The 14,200-nt window shown below is 59.6% G+C and carries 12 protein-coding genes; 6 read left to right on the forward strand and 6 right to left on the reverse strand.

Going from position 1 to position 14,200, the window contains the following annotated elements:
- Positions 1 to 76: 76 nt before the first annotated feature.
- The gene (locus tag EL257_RS18765; protein WP_126365145.1) at positions 77 to 2,398 is read left to right on the forward strand and encodes a hybrid sensor histidine kinase/response regulator; all 2,322 of its coding nucleotides are present in this window, start codon (positions 77 to 79) and stop codon (positions 2,396 to 2,398) included.
- Here the strand turns inward: EL257_RS18765 and EL257_RS18770 are convergent.
- The 3 genes from EL257_RS18770 to msrB form a co-directional block, all read right to left on the reverse strand.
- Positions 2,382 to 2,843 (reverse strand): MarR family winged helix-turn-helix transcriptional regulator, encoded by a 462-nt coding sequence (locus EL257_RS18770; RefSeq protein WP_126365147.1) that lies wholly within the window; start codon positions 2,841 to 2,843, stop codon positions 2,382 to 2,384. The genes EL257_RS18765 and EL257_RS18770 overlap by 17 nt on opposite strands.
- Positions 2,840 to 3,325 carry a glutathione peroxidase gene (locus EL257_RS18775; protein WP_126365149.1) on the reverse strand — a complete coding sequence of 162 codons (486 nt, stop codon included), beginning with the start codon at positions 3,323 to 3,325 and terminating at the stop codon, positions 2,840 to 2,842. The genes EL257_RS18770 and EL257_RS18775 overlap by 4 nt, the downstream gene beginning before the upstream one ends.
- Positions 3,326 to 3,513: 188 nt before the next feature.
- A complete protein-coding gene (gene msrB / locus EL257_RS18785) occupies positions 3,514 to 3,909 on the reverse strand; it encodes a peptide-methionine (R)-S-oxide reductase MsrB (RefSeq protein ID WP_126365151.1) in 396 nt (131 codons plus the stop codon).
- 213 nt (positions 3,910 to 4,122) lie between these two features.
- Here msrB and EL257_RS18790 point away from each other — a divergent pair, with 213 nt between their 5' ends.
- Both EL257_RS18790 and htpX read left to right on the forward strand, forming a co-directional pair.
- Complete coding sequence (locus EL257_RS18790; RefSeq protein WP_126365153.1) at positions 4,123 to 5,334, forward strand: pyridoxal phosphate-dependent aminotransferase; 1,212 nt, start codon at positions 4,123 to 4,125, stop codon at positions 5,332 to 5,334.
- Between the two features lie 303 nt (positions 5,335 to 5,637).
- Positions 5,638 to 6,525 carry a protease HtpX gene (htpX, locus tag EL257_RS18795; protein WP_126365155.1) on the forward strand — a complete coding sequence of 296 codons (888 nt, stop codon included), beginning with the start codon at positions 5,638 to 5,640 and terminating at the stop codon, positions 6,523 to 6,525.
- 191 nt (positions 6,526 to 6,716) lie between these two features.
- Here the strand turns inward: htpX and EL257_RS18800 are convergent, their stop codons facing one another.
- The gene (locus tag EL257_RS18800) at positions 6,717 to 7,373 is read right to left on the reverse strand and encodes a thiopurine S-methyltransferase (RefSeq protein WP_126365157.1); all 657 of its coding nucleotides are present in this window, start codon (positions 7,371 to 7,373) and stop codon (positions 6,717 to 6,719) included.
- A gap of 102 nt (positions 7,374 to 7,475) precedes the next feature.
- On the opposite strand from EL257_RS18800, the gene EL257_RS18805 reads away from it, so the two are divergent.
- Complete coding sequence (locus tag EL257_RS18805) at positions 7,476 to 8,243, forward strand: DODA-type extradiol aromatic ring-opening family dioxygenase (RefSeq protein WP_126365159.1); 768 nt, start codon at positions 7,476 to 7,478, stop codon at positions 8,241 to 8,243.
- Positions 8,244 to 8,408: 165 nt separating this feature from the next.
- Here EL257_RS18805 and EL257_RS18810 read toward each other — a convergent pair whose 3' ends face one another.
- Positions 8,409 to 10,082, reverse strand: a complete 1,674-nt coding sequence (locus tag EL257_RS18810; RefSeq protein ID WP_126365161.1) for a DEAD/DEAH box helicase — start codon at positions 10,080 to 10,082, stop codon at positions 8,409 to 8,411.
- 422 nt (positions 10,083 to 10,504) lie between these two features.
- Between EL257_RS18810 and EL257_RS18815 the strand changes: the two genes are divergently transcribed.
- Entirely contained in the window at positions 10,505 to 11,296 is a 792-nt protein-coding gene (locus tag EL257_RS18815; protein ID WP_126365163.1) for a crotonase/enoyl-CoA hydratase family protein, read from the forward strand.
- Between the two features lie 108 nt (positions 11,297 to 11,404).
- Here EL257_RS18815 and EL257_RS18820 read toward each other — a convergent pair whose 3' ends face one another.
- A complete protein-coding gene (locus tag EL257_RS18820) occupies positions 11,405 to 12,160 on the reverse strand; it encodes a spermidine synthase (RefSeq protein WP_126365165.1) in 756 nt (251 codons plus the stop codon).
- A 152-nt stretch (positions 12,161 to 12,312) separates the two neighbouring features.
- On the opposite strand from EL257_RS18820, the gene EL257_RS18825 reads away from it, so the two are divergent.
- Positions 12,313 to 13,659: a class II 3-deoxy-7-phosphoheptulonate synthase gene (locus tag EL257_RS18825; RefSeq protein WP_126368186.1), complete on the forward strand. Its 1,347-nt coding sequence runs from the start codon at positions 12,313 to 12,315 to the stop codon at positions 13,657 to 13,659.
- Positions 13,660 to 14,200 lie beyond the last annotated feature (541 nt).

Raw genomic sequence — 14,200 nt, forward strand, 5'->3', positions numbered from 1 at the left:
ATTCGGGAACCTCGGTATCCATCCATGATCGACTATGCTTGAGCAGCGAAGGGAAACGGAAGTGGTTCAACACCCCATGGATATCAAATTCACCCACCGGCTGTCATACAAGCAAGCCAGGCTTACTGTGCTGGTCGGGTTCATTCTGGGCACGCTGCTCAGCCTGCTGCAAATCGGCATCGATTATGCCAGTGAAGACGCGTCCATCAACCGTGAAATCCTGTCTTTGCTGGAAATCAGCCATAACCCGGCTTCACGCATTGCTTACAACATCGACGCCGAACTGGCCCAGGAACTCACCATGGGCCTGCTGCGCTCGCCAGCGGTGATTGCTGCGCAACTGACCGATAACAACGGTACCGTGCTGGCGAGCGTCAAACGCCCGGGACTGCAAAGTGGTTATCGGGTGATCAGTGACTTCCTTTTCGGCGCCGAGCGGCAGTTCGAGGATCGCCTCTATCTCGACCATTTGCCTGGCGAATCCCTCGGTGTCCTGCGCCTTGAGGTCGACACCTACGCCTTCGGCAGCCGTTTTCTGCGCCGGGCCGAGGTCACGTTGCTCAATGGCTTCGCCCGCAGCCTGATTCTCACTGGCCTGCTCCTGGCGTTGTTCTACGTGATGCTGACCAAACCGCTGGTGCGGGTGATTCGCGAGCTCAGTGACCGCGACCCGCGCAGCGCCGAGCCGACCATCCTCGAATGCCCCGCCGGGCACAACAACGACGAAATCGGCGTGCTGGTCAAAGTGGCCAACCAACAGTTCGAAAATATCGCCACGGAAATACAGCAACGCCGCAACGCCGAAAATCGCTTGACCGACTACCTCGGGCAACTGGAAACCATGGTGTCGGCGCGCACCGCCGAACTCAAAGCAATCAATGCTCGGCTCAGCCAGTCCAATCAGGAACTTGAAGTTGCACGCAGCACCGCGCTGGAGATGGCCGAAGCGCGATCGGTGTTTCTGGCCAACATGAGTCATGAAATTCGCACACCGCTCAATGGCTTGCTGGGGATGATCGCGCTGTCGCTTGATGGTCCGCTGAATCCCGAACAACAGCAGCAACTGTCGATTGCCCACGACTCGGGCAAGGTCTTGGTGGAGTTGCTCAACGATATCCTCGATCTTTCGAAATTTGATGCCGGGCAACTGGAACTGGAGCACATTCCGTTCGACCTCGCCTCGCTGGCCGAGGACACGGCCAATCTGCTTTCGCAAAATGCCGCGCCGAGCGTCGAACTGACGTGCCTGATCGATCCGCATTTTCCGGCGCTGGTGCTGGGCGATCCGACGCGTGTTCGCCAGATCGTCAGCAACCTGCTCTCCAACGCGTTGAAGTTCACTCGTTTTGGCCGTGTCGACGTGCGGCTCTCAGTCAACAAGGACGGCGTGCGTATCGAAGTCTGCGACACCGGCATCGGCATCGCGCAGGACGCGCAGGTGAAAATATTCCAGCCGTTCACCCAGGCCGGCGCCGGCATTACCCGTCAGTACGGCGGCACCGGGCTGGGGCTGGCACTGACTTACAACCTCTGCGAAGCCATGCAGGGGCGGCTGACCATCAGCTCCGAGACCGGTTTCGGCAGTCAGTTCTGCGCCGAGCTGCCACTGCCCTGCCACACACGTGCGCTCGCCCTGCCCCCTTTGAACGGTAAAGTCCTGGCAATCACGTCCGCGAGCAGTGGCCTCGCCGAACTGTTGCAACGTGTGCTGCCGGTGTGGGGGCTGGACTATCAGCAACGCACCATCGACGATTCCCTTCTGGGCCTGTCGCCGGACGTGCTGATCACCGATTGCCCGGAATGCCTGTTCGGTCTGCGACCGGCAATCGTCGCCCCGATTCTGCTGGTGACTGCGTACGGCAGCTTCCTGCCCAGCGAAGAGGCCGCCGCCCTCGCGCCGTTGCAGCAACAGGCGCGACCGTTGGCGCGCAACGCGCTCTATCAGAATTTGCGCAGGACCCTGCAACCGGATATGGCCACGGTCAACGATGCACGGCTTGAAACAGCACCGGCCTTGATCCGCGGCCGCGTGCTGCTGGTGGAGGACAACCCGGTCAACCAATTGGTCGCCAAAGGCATGCTCGGCAAGCTTGGCTGCGAGGTCGTAGTCGCCGCCCATGGCGCCGAAGCGCTGGACCAACTGGAGTTTCATGACTTCGACCTGGTTCTGATGGACTGCAACATGCCGGTGATGGATGGTTATGAAGCCAGCCGGCAGATCCGCCAGAGCGGGCGCTGGCCGAATCTGCCGATCGTTGCGTTGACGGCCAACGCCATGTCCGAAGAGCGCGAGCGCTGCCGGGCGGCGGGCATGAGCGACTACCTGGCGAAACCGTTCCGCCGCGAGGAGCTGGCGGCATTGCTCGACCAATGGATGCCGTCTACGACAACGCCTTGATCTGCCCCAGGAGATGATCGAGACCGGCGCGCAGATCGTTGAGGCGATCCAGATCCACACCGCTGTCACACAACAGGCGCGCTTTCAGCGGCCCAACCTGCTCGCGTAACGCCCGGCCGCCGGGGGTCAGGCTCAAATGCACTTCCCGCTCATCGCGCGCCGAACGTTGACGCTGTACCAACTGCAGTTGCTCCAGTCGCTTGAGCAAAGGCGTCAGCGTGCCGGAATCCAGCGCCAGACGTTCGCCCAGCGCCTTGACCGTCGGTTGCTCCGGCGCGTCGTCCTGCCATTCCCACAGCACCAGCAGTGCCAGGTATTGCGGGTACGTCACGCCGAGCTGATCAAGCATTGGTTTGTAAGCGCGGATCACTGCCCGGGATGCGGCATACAGCTTGAAACACAACTGGTTGTCGAGCTTCAGGGAACCAGCGGGCAAACGTTTCATTTGAGCAGGGCTTCGATCTCGTTGCTCAGGTCCTGCGGTTTGGTCGTCGGCGCGAAGCGCTTGACCAACTGACCATCCTTGCCGATCAGAAACTTTGTGAAGTTCCACTTGATCCCTTGGGAGCCGAGTACACCCGGGGCGCGCTTTTTCAGCTGCACGAACAGTGGGTGAGCATCGGCGCCGTTGACGTCGATTTTTTTGAACAGCGGGAAGCTGACGCCGAAATTCAGCTCGCAGAACTCACTGATGGCGCCCTCGTTACCGGGCTCCTGCTTGCCGAACTGATTGCAGGGGAAACCGAGCACCACCAGGCCTTGATCCTTGTAGGTTTGCCACAGTTCTTCGAGGCCTTTGTACTGGGGGGTAAACCCGCATTTGCTCGCGGTATTCACCACCAATACCGCCTTGCCGGCGAAATCTGCCAAGGTCTTCTGTTCACCTTTGATCGTGGTGCATGGAATGTTCAGCAGGTTGTCGCTCATGGCATGAAGCTCCGTTGGCAATCGTGAAGGGCCAAACATAGCGAGCAATTAAATTGTGTGCAATTCAATTGTTTAAAAATATCCCCGTGTAGGAGCTGCCGAAGGCTGCGATCTTTTGATCTTGATTTGCAAAAACAAGATCAAAAGATCGCAGCCTTCGGCAGTTCCTACAGGGGTTGATCGGCTGGCTACCCGCGGGGTTCGAGGTTCAGGCACACCGAGTTGATGCAATAACGCAGGCCGGTCGGTGGCGGTCCATCGGGAAACACGTGGCCCAGATGGGCATCGCAGCGCGCGCATTTCACTTCGGTGCGGATCATGCCGTGGCTGGTGTCGCGGATTTCGGTCATCGCACTCTCACCAATCGGCTGGTAAAAGCTCGGCCAGCCGCAACCGGAGTCGAATTTGGTCGTCGAATCGAATAGCGGCTCGTTGCAGCACACACAGTGGTAGACACCGTCGGTTTTGGTGTCGTTGTATTTGCCGGAGAACGGTCGCTCGGTCGCACTGAGACGGCAGACGTTGTACTGCTCGGGGTCGAGCATGGCTTTCCATTCTTCCAGGGTTTTTTGCAACTTTTCCATCATCACACCTCGGCGGCTGAAAAAGCCCGATCTGTACCTTTTCCACGGATCGGGCGGCACGTATGATTGCGCCTCATTTGATGCCAGTCTGGCAGCCGCGTTACACGCACTCAAACGGATTTTTTCCGGCAGCCGGCTGGCAAGCAAACGCAGGAATCCCAGTACGGTAGTTCATACAGCGTCTGGATCGTTCATTTTCGGGATCACATCGCCATGCAGTTCAGCAAATCGAACAAGCTCGCCAACGTCTGCTATGACATTCGCGGCCCGGTGCTCAAGCACGCCAAACGACTGGAAGAGGAAGGCCAGCGCATCCTCAAGCTGAACATCGGCAACCCGGCACCGTTTGGTTTCGAGGCGCCGGATGAAATCCTTCAGGATGTGATCCGCAACCTGCCGACCGCGCAGGGTTACAGCGACTCTAAAGGCCTGTTCAGCGCACGCAAGGCGGTGATGCAGTATTACCAGCAGAAACAGGTCGAAGGTGTCGGCATCGAAGACATCTACCTGGGCAACGGCGTGTCCGAACTGATCGTGATGTCGTTGCAGGCCTTGCTCAACAATGGCGACGAAGTGCTGGTGCCAGCTCCGGACTATCCACTGTGGACCGCCGCGGTCAGCCTGGCCGGTGGTAACGCCGTGCACTACCTGTGCGACGAAGGCGCCGACTGGTTCCCGGACCTGGCCGACATCAAGGCCAAGATCACCCCGAACACCAAAGCGATGGTCATCATCAACCCGAATAACCCGACCGGCGCGGTGTATTCGAAGGAAGTCTTGCTGGGCATGCTGGAAATCGCCCGCGCGCACAACCTTGTGGTGTTTTCCGATGAGATCTACGACAAAATTCTTTACGACGGCGCCGTGCACATCTGCACCGCATCGTTGGCGCCCGATGTGCTGTGCCTGACCTTCAACGGTCTTTCGAAATCGTACCGGGTCGCAGGCTTCCGTTCCGGCTGGATCGCCATTTCCGGGCCGAAGCACAACGCGCAGAGCTATATCGAAGGCATCGATATGCTGGCCAACATGCGCCTGTGCGCCAACGTGCCGAGCCAGCATGCGATCCAGACGGCATTGGGCGGTTATCAGAGCATCAACGATCTGGTGCTGCCACAGGGCCGTCTGCTGGAACAGCGCAACCGCACCTGGGAATTGCTCAACGATATTCCCGGCGTAAGCTGCGTCAAACCGATGGGCGCGCTGTATGCATTCCCGAAAATCGATCCGAAGGTCTGCCCGATCCACAACGACGAAAAATTCGTTCTCGATCTGCTGCTTTCCGAAAAACTGCTGGTAGTGCAAGGCACCGCGTTCAATTGGCCGTGGCCGGACCACTTCCGCGTGGTCACACTGCCTCGCGTCGATGATCTGGAAATGGCCATCGGCCGAATCGGCAACTTCCTCAAGTCCTATCGCCAGTAACTGGCCAGCAGTGCGCGACCGACCGATGTCGCGCACTGTCTGATTCAGCAACACTTCTGCAGTCCGCATCTTTGCACGCCTTCTACACTTGCGATTCATATCGATCACATGCGTCTGACGTAATGGCGACGGGTCGCGGCTCGTCGTCCTCCATGCCCGTAGCGGGCGTGGGAAACGGGGTACCCACCGAAGAATCAGCTGTAGGACACAGTTTGAAATAGTCACTCAGTTGAATAGCCCGGTGCGGCACCTTATATACCCCGCAGTACGCTACATCTTTAGCTTGAGGAGATTTCTACAACCATGATGCGCATCCTGCTGTTTTTGGCCACTAACCTGGCGGTCGTGCTGATAGGCAGCATCACCCTGAGCCTTTTTGGCTTCAACGGGTTCATGGCGGCCAACGGGGTCGATCTCGACCTCAGTCAGCTGCTGGTTTTCTGTGCGGTCTTTGGTTTCGCCGGCTCGCTGTTCTCGCTGTTCATCTCCAAGTGGATGGCGAAAATGAGCACTGGCACCCAGATCATCAGCCAGCCTCGCACTCGTCACGAGCAATGGCTGCTGCAAACGGTCGAGCAATTGTCTCGCGAAGCCGGGATCAAAATGCCTGAGGTCGGTATTTTCCCGGCGTACGAAGCCAACGCGTTCGCCACCGGCTGGAACAAGAACGACGCGCTGGTTGCGGTCAGCCAAGGCCTGCTCGAGCGGTTCTCGCCCGATGAGGTGAAAGCCGTACTGGCCCACGAGATTGGCCACGTTGCCAACGGCGACATGGTGACGCTGGCGCTGATCCAGGGCGTAGTGAACACCTTCGTGATGTTCTTTGCGCGAATCATCGGCAACTTCGTCGACAAGGTCATCTTCAAGAACGAAGAAGGCCAAGGCATCGCCTATTACGTGGCGACCATTTTCGCCGAACTGGTGCTGGGCATTCTGGCCAGCGCAATCGTCATGTGGTTCTCGCGCAAACGCGAATTCCGCGCCGACGAAGCCGGTGCTCGTCTGGCCGGCACCAGCGCAATGATTGGCGCGTTGCAGCGCCTGCGCGCCGAACAAGGCCTGCCGGTGCACATGCCGGACACCTTGAACGCCTTTGGCATCAACGGTGGCATCAAACAGGGCTTCGCCCGCATGTTCATGAGCCACCCGCCGCTGGAAGAGCGGATCGACGCGCTGCGTCGCCGCGGTTGATTCCAAGCATGTAAGAAAAGGCCCGCAGTGATGCGGGCCTTTTTTTGCCTTGAAGAATCGGCTGTGTGTGACGGCCCCATCGCTGGCAAGCCAGCTCCCACAAAGTCCGGGTTGCACACAACATTTGTGATCAATGCCGAATCCGTGGGAGCTGGCTTGCCAGCGATAACGGCCGAACTCATTACACAGAATTATCTGGGAGATACCCGATAAATCCGTTCCACCAGCCACTGCGCCCCGGCCTGCAAAAACTTCGGGCTTTCGCTCAACACATCCCGCACATCCAGCTGGTCGACCTGCCAACCTCCACCCAGCAAGTGCTGAACCTCGTCATCGCTCACCGCAAACGGCGGCCCAGGGATCTGCGCCTGGTCATAATCCAGGGTAATCAACAGTCCCTTCGTCTCTCGAGGTAGCAGCCGCTGCAGATGGGCCGCGTAGCGCTCGCGCATCGGCGCTGGCAAGGCGATAAGTGCGGCGCGGTCATAGAACGCCGTGCAACCGACGACATCCTCGGCCGTGAGCGCAAAGAAGTCGCCGCACCACAACTCGATGGCATCGCTGCGGTAGACCTTGAAAGCGCCCTCTTCACTGATTCGCGGCTCAACTTGATGCTCGCTGAAAAAATCCTCCACGGCTTTCTCCGACAGCTCGATCCCGATGACGCGATACCCTTGCTCGGCTAGCCACAGCAAATCCAGACTCTTCCCACACAGCGGCACCAGTACGCGAGCCGCTGGCGCAATCGCCAGATCCGGCCAGTGCCTTTGCAGATACGGGTTGGCCTCGGGTTGGTGGAAGCCAATCTGGTTCGACTCCCATTTCTTGTACCAAAACTCAGGCTGCATGGATCCTCCCGAAAAACCGATGAAAAACCGCTAAAACTTATATTAGATTCAGATCAATGATCTGATTGAAGATGGCTCATCTTAACGCTCAGGAGGCCGTCCATGTTTCCCAGCCTGTTTATCTCCCACGGCTCGCCGATGCTCGCGTTGGAGCCCGGCGCCAGCGGCCCGGCTCTGGCGCGATTGGCCGCCGAGTTACCAACACCGAAAGCCATCGTGATCGTCTCCGCTCATTGGGAAAGCCACGAACTGTTGGTCAGCAGCAATCCGCAACCGGAAACCTGGCACGATTTCGGCGGCTTTCCCCGCGCGCTGTTTGAAGTGCAATACCCGGCCCCTGGCGATCCACAGCTGGCCGCCGAAGTAGCTGATCTGTTGAACGCGCACGATCTGGCGGCGCGCCTCGATCCGCAGCGACCTTTCGATCATGGCGTCTGGGTACCGCTGTCCCTCATGTACCCGCAGGCGGACATTCCGGTGGTGCAAGTCTCACTACCGAGTCGCGGCGGGCCGGCGTTGCAGACGCGAGTTGGCCGTGCGCTGGCGAGCCTGCGCGAACAGGGCATCTTGCTGATCGGCTCCGGCAGCATCACCCACAATCTGCGTGAGCTGGACTGGCATGCCGGTCCGGAAAGCGTTGAGCCGTGGGCCCGGGATTTCCGTGACTGGGTAATCGAGAAGTTGGCGGCTGACGATGAGGCGGCGCTGCACGACTACCGTCATCAGGCGCCCAACGCGGTGCGCAGCCATCCGAGCGATGAGCATCTGTTACCGCTGTATTTTGCCCGGGGTGCGGGTGGCAATTTCAGCGTGGCGCACAAGGGGTTCACGATGGGGGCGTTGGGGATGGATATTTACCGGTTCGGTTAAAAGCGAAATCAAAAGATCGCAGCCTTCGGCAGCTCCTACAGGGGAACGCATTCCAAATGTAGGAGCTGCCGAAGGCTGCGATCTTTTGATCCTGAAAAACAGGCAAAAAAATCCCCGAACCAGTCGGGGATTTTTTTATCTTCGATCAATCAGCCCAAGGGCGGATCAATCCTCGCGATAGCGACGCAGTTTCAACTGCTTGCCAGCAACGCGAGTGTCCTTCAGTTTGGTCAGGAGTTTGTCCAGACCATCTTCCGGCAGCTCGACGAGGCTGAAGCTGTCACGCACCTGGATGCGACCTATCGCTTCACGGGCCAGACCACCTTCGTTGAGAATGGCGCCCAGCAGGTTCTTGGCAGCGATACCATCACGCGCGCCCAGCGCGGTGCGGCAACGAGCACGACCTTCGCCCAGCGGCATTGGCGCGCGACGCTCGCGGTCACCACGATCAGGACGATCACCGGTGCGCTCAGGACGGTCGCCACGCGGTGCGTTGTTCGGCACCAGTGGACGTTCCTTCTCGATGGCAGCCAGGTTCAGCGCTTGACCGTTGGTGGCTTTGCGCAGCAGGGCTGCAGCCAGTGCACGCGGGGTGCAACCGATGTCAGCGGTCAGGCGATCGAGCAGATCACCGTGAGTCGACTCGGCATCGCCAACCAGCGGCGACAGGCTGTTGGTCAGTTTCTTGATGCGTGCATCGAGAACGGCCTGAGCGTCCGGCAGGCGGACTTCAGCAACCTTTTGACCGGTGACGCGCTCGATCACTTGCAGCATGCGGCGCTCACGCGGAGTCACCAGCAGCAGGGCGCGGCCTTCGCGACCGGCACGGCCAGTACGGCCGATACGGTGAACGTAGGATTCCGGATCGTACGGCATGTCAACGTTGAACACGTGAGTGATGCGCGGAACGTCCAGACCACGGGCAGCAACGTCAGTCGCAACAACGATGTCCAGACGGCCATCCTTGAGCGAGTCGATGACGCGTTCACGCTGGTTCTGCGCGATGTCGCCGTTCAGCGCCGCGGCTTTGTAGCCTTTGGCGTCGAGGGCGCTTGCCAGGTCCAGGGTCGCTTGCTTGGTGCGCACGAACATGATCAGAGCGTCGAAGTCTTCCACTTCCAGCAAGCTGAGAACGGCAGAGGTCTTCTGGTCAGCGTGAACCAACAGGTGAGCCTGTTCGATCGCGGTAACGGTCTGGGTCTTGGTCTGGATCTTCACGTGTTGCGGATCGCGCAGGTGGCGTTCGGCAATGGCGCGGATCGACTGCGGCAGGGTCGCCGAGAACAGAACGGTCTGACGGGTCGCTGGCAGAGCCTTGAAGATGACTTCCAGGTCATCCATGAAGCCCAGCTTCAACATTTCGTCCGCTTCGTCGAGAACCAGGTGGTTCACGGTCGACAGGACTTTCTCGTCGCGACGCAGGTGGTCGCACAGACGACCCGGAGTAGCGACAACGATCTGTGCGCCATTACGGATTGCCTTGAGTTGCGGGCCCATCGGCGCGCCGCCGTAAACGGCCACGACCGTGACGCCTGGCATTTGCTTGGCGTAGGTTTCAAAAGCGGTTGCTACTTGCAGCGCCAACTCTCGGGTTGGCGCCAGGATCAGGGCTTGCGGTTCGCGCTTGGCAGGATCGATGCAATGCAGAATAGGCAGTGCGAACGCGGCGGTTTTACCGGTACCGGTTTGCGCCTGGCCAATCATGTCCTGGCCGGCCATGATGATCGGGATCGATTGCTGCTGAATCGCCGAAGGCTCTTCGTAGCCGGTCGCTGCGACGGCTGCAAGAATATTCGGATTGAGATTAAAAGCGGCGAATCCGCCGGTTTCCTGGGTCATGGGTCTGCCTCTAAGTGCATCCGCAAAGACCCATGCTCCAAAGCTGCGCATGCCGTGTTGAGACTCAAGAGTCGCCCTGGCAGCTTTGTCGGCGGGGATTTGCGAAAACGAATGAATGAAAAAAAGAATCGTCCGGGAAGAGCCCGCAGTGCGGACATGCAGCCGAAGCTGACTTCGGGAATTGCGCTACCTAAACGCGGCCCGGTTAAAGGCCGGCGCGCACTATACCGGATTTCGCCCGAAAAGGGAGCTTTTTTTATCGCCTGAATCCCTGCGTCGCCGCTGTGTCACGGGGTTTTGCGGATAATCACACAAGCGTCTATTTTTCAAAGGCCCGGCCCCACGGGCGATGACGCTTAATCGATTCACCGATGTGCGGCATTCCGTCGCTGCACCCGCCCTTCCCGCCCGAGGATCTATCCATGAATCAGCCTTGCCCCGGCCGCGTCAGCCGTGAACGCCGTGGTCACCTCCATTTGATTGGCCTGGATCGCGCGGCCAAACGCAACGCGTTCGATCTGGACCTGCTCAACGACCTGAGCCTGGCCTACGGCGAGTTCGAGGCCGACAGCGAGGCACGCGTCGCGGTGGTGTTCGGGCATGGCGAGCATTTTACCGCCGGTCTGGATCTGGTGAATGCGAGCGCCGCACTCGCCGAGGGCTGGCAGGTCCCGAATGGCGGTTGCGATCCGTGGGGCGTTTTCGTCGGCCCACGGGTGAGCAAACCGGTGATCGTCGCCGCGCACGGTTACTGCCTGACCATTGGAATCGAGCTGATGCTGGCCGCCGATATCAACCTGTGCGCAAGCAACACCCGCTTCGCGCAAATGGAAGTGCAGCGTGGGATCTTTCCGTTTGGCGGAGCGACATTACGCTTTCATCAGGTCGCTGGCTGGGGCAATGCGATGCGCTGGTTGCTCACCGGCGACGAGTTCGATGCCCACGATGCACTGCATCTGGGCTTGGTACAGGAAGTGATGGCCAGCGAAGACCTGCTACCGCGCGCGATCGAGTTGGCCGAACGGATCGCCCGCCAGGCACCGTTAGGGGTGCAGGCGACGTTGATGTCGGCGCGACAGGCACGCTATGAAGGTGAGACTGCGGCGGCCCAAGGGTTGCCGGCGCTGGTGAAAAAACTGCTGGCCACCGAAGATGCCAAGGAGGGGGTGCGGTCGCTGGTGGAGCGGCGGCCCGGCAGTTTCAAAGGATGCTGACGAGCCATCCTTGCAGGAGCTGCCGAAGGCTGCGTTCTTTTGCTTTTGAAAAAACAAGATCAAAAGATCGCAGCCTTCGGCAGCTCCTACAGATGACGGGGTCGCCACTCAAGTCGCTGGACGAATCGCATTGATCAACGATTGCAACGAATACCCCAACTGCGGCGCCAATGCTTCAGCCCGGGCCGCCAGCGCCTGCATGTCCAGCATCTGATCCAGATCCGCCGGCACAATCAGAATCACGTTGCCTTCCTTCACCGGCAGCTCCCAGTAATGCCGGTGATAGAGCCCGCGCAGCAACGCCGCGCCCAGCGGTTTGCCGTCATCGGTCGCCCATTGATTGATCACCAGCCAGCCGCCCGGATTCAGGCGTTTCTGACAATCGCCAAGGAAACTCCAGGCCAAATGCCCGACACCGGGGCCGACATCGGTATAAAGATCGACGAAAATCAGATCCGCAGGCTCGGCGGTCGGCAGCAGCTCAAGCGCATCGCCGACGCGGATGTACAGGCGTGGATCGTCATCCAGCCCAAGGTATTCAATGGCCAGACGTGGCACATCCGGACGCAATTCAATGGCCTCAACATCTTCCAGCGGTAGAAACTTGAGGCAGGCCTGGGTCAGCGTACCGGCGCCAAGCCCAAGGAACAGCGCACTTTCCGGCTGCTCATGGCACAACGCGCCGATCAGCATCGCGCGGGTATAGTCGTATTCCAGCCAGCTCGGGTCGGCGGTGAACACGCAGCTCTGCTCGATCGCATCGCCGAATTCGAGAAACCGGTAGTCAGCCACTTCCAGCACGCGAATCACGCCGAACTCATCCTGTACTTCGGCGAGCAGATGCTCGACGCGCTCCTCAGTCATTTCGTCTCCTGATGGTCACCGGGCGCGGTGACGCGATGGCACCGCTGTGGCGCCGTGGCAAAGCGGCGATTGTCGGCGATGGGGCGGGAACAGGTCACGCACTAATTTGCTGATACCATGGCGCTTCCCTGCGCATGAACTTCGAGACCGTGATGAGCCAACCGTGGAGCCCTGACAGCTGGCGTGCCCTGCCGATCCAGCAACAACCGCAATACCCCGACGCGGCGCACCTGCGTCAGGTCGAGCAAACCCTGGCCAGTTATCCGCCGCTGGTGTTCGCCGGTGAGGCACGCGAGCTGCGGCGGCAGTTTGCCGAAGTCACTCAGGGCCGCGCATTTCTGTTGCAGGGCGGCGATTGCGCGGAAAGCTTCGCTGAGTTCTCGGCCGCGAAGATTCGCGACACCTTCAAAGTGTTGCTGCAAATGGCAATCGTCATGACCTTCGCGGCCGGTTGCCCGGTGGTCAAGGTCGGGCGCATGGCCGGTCAGTTCGCCAAGCCGCGCTCGGCCAACGACGAAACCATTGATGGCGTGACGCTGCCGGCTTATCGCGGTGACATCGTCAACGGCATCGGCTTCGACGAAAAGAGCCGTGTGCCGGACCCGGAGCGTCTGCTGCAGTCGTATCACCAATCCACCGCCACGCTCAATTTGTTGCGCGCCTTTGCTCAGGGCGGTTTTGCCGACCTGCATCAAGTGCACAAATGGAACCTCGATTTCATCGCCAATTCTGCGCTTGCCGAAAAATACAGCCACCTCGCCGACCGCATCGACGAGACGCTGGCGTTCATGCGCGCCTGCGGCATGGACAGCTCGCCGCAACTGCGTGAAACCAGTTTCTTCACTGCCCACGAAGCGTTGCTGCTGAACTACGAAGAAGCTTTCGTGCGCCGCGACAGCCTGACTAACGATTACTACGATTGCTCGGCACACATGCTGTGGATCGGCGACCGCACCCGTCAGCTTGACGGCGCGCACGTCGAATTTTTGCGCGGTGTGAACAATCCGATCGGGGTCAAGGTCGGGCCAAGCATGAACACCGACGACCTGATCCGTCTGATCGACGTGCTCAACCCGGACAACGATCCAGGTCGTCTGAACCTGATCGCGCGGATGGGGGCGAACAAGGTCGGCGATCACTTGCCGGCGCTGATCCAGGCGGTGCAGCGCGAGGGCAAGCAAGTGCTGTGGAGTTCCGACCCGATGCACGGCAACACGATCAAGGCGAGCAGCGGCTACAAGACCCGCGACTTTGCGCAGATCCTCGGCGAAGTGAAGCAGTTCTTCCAGGTACACGAGGCGGAAGGCAGTTATGCCGGCGGTATTCACATCGAGATGACCGGGCAGAACGTCACTGAGTGCATCGGCGGCGCACGGCCGATTACCGAAGACGGTTTGTCGGACCGCTATCACACCCACTGCGACCCACGGATGAATGCCGATCAGTCGCTGGAATTGGCATTTTTGATTGCCGAAACCTTGAAACAGGTCCGACGCTAACCCGCAACCGGTGTAGGAGCTGCCGAAGGCTGCGATCTTTTGATCTTGATCTTCAAAAACAAGATCAAAAGATCGCAGCGTGCCGCAGCTCCTACAGGGGGTGGTCGATTATGGCGAATGCCACCCGCAACCGAGCCGCACTCGCGCGCAGACAATGGTCCGGCGCTAACCCGCAACCGGTGTAGGAGCTGCCGAAGGCTGCGATCTCTTGATCTTGATCTTCAAAAACAAGATCAAAAGATCGCAGCGTGCCGCAGCTCCTACAGGAGGCCGCTCAATTGGGCCATTGCCACCCGCAACCGAGCCGCACTCGCGCGCAGACAATGATCCGGCGCTAACCCGCAACCAGTGTAGGAGCTGCCGAAGGCTGCGATCTTTTGATTTTGATCTTGAAAAACAAAAATCAAAAGATCGCAGCCTTCGGCAGCTCCTACAGGGGGTTGTCGATTTTGGCGAATGCCACCCGCAACCGCGCGGCACTCGCGCGCAGACAATGGTCCGGCGCTAGACCGCAACACGTGTAGGAGCTGCCGAAGGCTGC

Source organism: Pseudomonas fluorescens (genome assembly GCF_900636825.1).
Classification (GTDB): domain Bacteria; phylum Pseudomonadota; class Gammaproteobacteria; order Pseudomonadales; family Pseudomonadaceae; genus Aquipseudomonas; species Aquipseudomonas fluorescens_BG.